The 3,372-nt window shown below is 66.9% G+C and carries 4 protein-coding genes; 2 read left to right on the plus strand and 2 right to left on the minus strand.

Translation table 11 applies throughout. From position 1 onward, the window contains the following. Both ACI38Z_RS04090 and larD read left to right on the plus strand, forming a co-directional pair. Positions 1-374: glutamate racemase (locus tag ACI38Z_RS04090; protein WP_439788914.1), on the plus strand; the 374-nt coding region annotated here is incomplete at its 5' end. Positions 375-572: 198 nt separating this feature from the next. Further along, positions 573-1,304, plus strand: coding sequence for a D/L-lactic acid transporter LarD (gene larD / locus ACI38Z_RS04095; RefSeq protein ID WP_439788915.1), 732 nt, complete (start codon positions 573-575; stop codon positions 1,302-1,304). Positions 1,305-1,458: 154 nt separating this feature from the next. On the opposite strand, the gene ACI38Z_RS04100 is transcribed toward larD, so the two are convergent. Further along, entirely contained in the window at positions 1,459-2,910 is a 1,452-nt protein-coding gene (locus ACI38Z_RS04100; protein WP_439788916.1) for a glycoside hydrolase family 1 protein, read from the minus strand. A gap of 127 nt (positions 2,911-3,037) precedes the next feature. Next, positions 3,038-3,372, minus strand: a 335-nt coding sequence (locus tag ACI38Z_RS04105) for a GGGtGRT protein (protein WP_439788917.1), incomplete at its 5' end; no start/stop codon positions are given.

Below are 3,372 nucleotides of genomic sequence, written 5' to 3' on the forward strand. Positions count from 1 at the left end.
GGGGCTCCGACTCCACCGTGATCCCGGCGCCGTGCCCCGGCCTCGCGGCCCGCATCGAGCACGGCAACCTGGACGCGTCCGACCTGCACGACCTGCTGGAACGCCTGGTGGGACGGTACCGCGGCGAGGTCGACTCCGTGGTGCTGGGCTGCACGCACTACCCCTTCGTCAAGCGCCAGATCGCGGGCGTGCTGGGTAACGTACCGTTCTTCGACGGGGCGCGGGGCACGGCGCGGCGCCTGCGCAGCCTGCTCGAGCAGGCGGACCTCCTCAAGCCCGAGGGGGAGGACGGCTCCGTCACGTTCATGACGAGCCTGGACAAGCCGGGCGAGCTCGACCTGTACCAGTGGTTCTTCGACCAGCCCATCGACTAGCTGCCGAGGGCGCGCCGCGGGCCGGCAGGCCGTCCTTCTCGCCCGCGTTTTCCAATTTGGTCGCGATTATTCCGTGTAGCAGGCATCTTCACAAACTCCTAATATGCCAGCCCATCCGTGAGCGGTAGAATTATTTCCGTAAGCGTTGGGTTACCCAAAGGGGCGGGGACCCGGCAATCCCAGGCAAAAGGAGATGCAATGCCGTACAACCTTCTGGCGGAGTTTGGCTCGACCGCACTCATGATCGTGTTCGGTGTCGGCGTACACTGCGACACCGTGCTCAAGGGCACCAAGTACCACGGCTCCGGCCACATGTTCGCCATCACCACGTGGTCGTTTGGCATCTCCGTGGCGCTGTTCATCTTTGGCGGCGCCGTCTGCATGAACCCTGCCATGGTCCTGGCGCAGTGCATCGTGGGCCTCGTGCCCTGGGCCAACTTCGTCCCCTACGTGATCGCGGACATGATCGGCGGCTTCGTGGGCGCCGTGATCGCCTGGTTCATGTACGCCGACGACTTCAAGGCGTCCGAGGGCGACCCCGAGGTCACGGCCGTCGCCAAGCGCAACATCTTCAGCACCAACCCCGTGGTCCAGAACCTCCCGCGCGACTTCTTCTGCGAGGCGCTCTGCACCTTCGTCTTCATCTCCGCGATCCTGGCCGCCGCCTCCCGCGCCGGCAAGAACGTCCTCCTGCTCGCCATCGCCGTCGGCATCATCGTGTGGGCCGTCGGCATGGGCATGGGCGGCATCACCGGCTTCGCCATGAACCAGGCGCGCGACCTTGGCCCCCGCCTCGCCTACCAGCTGCTCCCCATCAAGGGCAAGTGCGACAACAACTGGAAGTACGGCCTGCTCGTCCCCGGCATCGCCCCCTTCGTGGGCGCCGCGTTCGCAGCGCTCTTCGTCCACGGCTTCCTGGGCATGTTCTAGGGTCTTACCTGCACATACGCGTCTGCATGCCGCAAGGCTCGCGGGCGAGAGGAACGAGGCGCTTCCGGTTGCGGGGGCGCCTCGTCTGGTGTCCGTCGTCCTTCTCGCCCGCGGAACCGCGGCCGCGGCAGGCTTGCCGGGGTTGGCCCCGGCCCTAGTCCAGGCCCTCCGCGCCGTTTGACCTGATGATCCTCTGGTACGCGAAGAAGCTGTCCTTGCGCAGGCGCTCGTAGGTGCCCGAGCCGTCGTCGTGCTTGTCCACGTAGATGAAGCCGTAGCGCTTGCGCATCTCGCCCGTGCCGGCACTCACGAGGTCGATGGGGCCCCACCAGGTGTAGCCGCGCAGGTCCACGCCGTCGTCCACGGCCTCGCGCATCGCGCGCACGTGCGACTTGAGGTAGTCCGTGCGGTAGGAGTCGTGCACGTGGCCGTCGGGCGTGACCTCGTCCAGCGCGCCCATGCCGTTCTCCACCACGAAGAGCGGGATCTGGTAGCGGTCGTAGATCTCGTTGAGCGAGAAGCGCAGGCCGTCCGGGTCGATCTGCCATCCCCAGTCCGTGCTCTTGAGGTAGGGGTTCTTGCCGCCGGTCACCATGTTGCCGTCCGTCTTGGCAAGGCCGCCGTGCGTGCCCACCACGTTGCTCATGTAGTAGCTGAAGGTGTAGAAGTCGATCGTGCCGGCCGCGATGTCGTCCAGGTCGCCGGGCTCCATGTGGAGCTCGATGCCGTGCTCGCGCCAGTAGCGGCGGGCGTAGGCGGGGTAGGCGCCGCGGACCTGCACGTCGGAGCAGTACCAGTTGCGCTGGCGCATCTCGGCCATGTTGGCGAGCTGGTCGGCCGGGTCGCAGGTCTCCGGGTAGGTGAGCACGAAGCAGTCCATGTTGCCCATGCGGAACTCGGGGTAGTGCTCGTGGGCGTAGCGGATCACGCGCGCGGACGCCACAAACTGGTGGTGGAGCGCCTGGTAGCGCTGCTGCGGCGTGGTGTGCGACTCGGACGCGGGGCCCTCGAAGCCGCGGATCATGCTCGTCTCGAAGAGGTTGCCGGCGTCGCTCGCGCCCAGGTTGATCTCGTTGAACGTGAGCCAGTAGCGCACCTTGCCCGCGTAGCGCGCGAACACCGTGCGGCAGTAGCGCTCGAACAGCCCGATGAGCTCCCTCGACTCCCAGCCGTTGTACTTCTCCACCAGGTGGTACGGCATCTCGTAGTGCGAGAGCGTGACCATGGGCTCGATCCCGTGCGCACGGCAGCAGTCGAACACCCCGTCGTAGAACGCGAGCCCGGCCTCGTTGGGCTCCTCGTCGTCGCCGTTGGGGAAGATGCGGCTCCAGCTGATGGACATGCGGTACATGTTGAAGCCCATCTCGGCAAAGAGCTCGATGTCGCGCTCGTAGCGGTGGTAGAAGTCGATGCCGTCGTGGTTGGGGTAGAGGAGGTCGGGACGGATGTCCACGGTGATCGTGCGCGGCGTGTCCTTGGTGCCGCCCGTGAAGTGGTCGTCCACGGAGGGCCCGCGGCCGTCCACGTCCCAGGCGCCCTCGAGCTGGTTGGCCGCCGTGGCGCCTCCCCAATAGAACCCCTGTGGGAATCCCTGCTGGTTTGCCATGTCCTTCTCCCTTCGCGGCCCTTGGGCCGTCCCAAGATGCGATGCGGAATGCGGTTCGGTACGCAAGGGGCCCGCCACCTTGCGGCGACGGGCCCCACTGCATGCGTTAGGCGTTCGAGCGGCCTGACTACTTGGTCAGGGCCTCCTCGACGGCGACGGCGCAGGCGACGGTCGCACCGACCATGGGGTTGTTGCCCATGCCGATGAGGCCCATCATGTCGACGTGCGCGGGCACGGAGGAGGAGCCGGCGAACTGGGCGTCGGAGTGCATGCGGCCCATGGTGTCGGTCATGCCGTAGGAGGCGGGGCCGGCAGCCATGTTGTCCGGGTGCAGCGTACGGCCGGTGCCGCCACCAGAGGCGACGGAGAAGTACTTCTTGCCGGCGGCCAGGCGCTCCTTCTTGTAGGTGCCAGCAACGGGGTGCTGGAAGCGCGTCGGGTTGGTGGAGTTGCCGGTGATCG

It is taken from the genome of Parafannyhessea sp. (genome assembly GCF_051876455.1).
GTDB lineage: Bacteria > Actinomycetota > Coriobacteriia > Coriobacteriales > Atopobiaceae > Parafannyhessea.

What these genes read in the sequence shown, in the direction of transcription:
- ACI38Z_RS04100 (WP_439788916.1), bottom strand. Translation starts at nt 2,910, where the DNA reads ATGGCAAACCAGCAGGGATTCCCACAGGGGTTCTATTGGGGAGGCGCC.
- larD (WP_439788915.1), top strand. Translation starts at nt 573, where the DNA reads ATGCCGTACAACCTTCTGGCGGAGTTTGGCTCGACCGCACTCATGATC.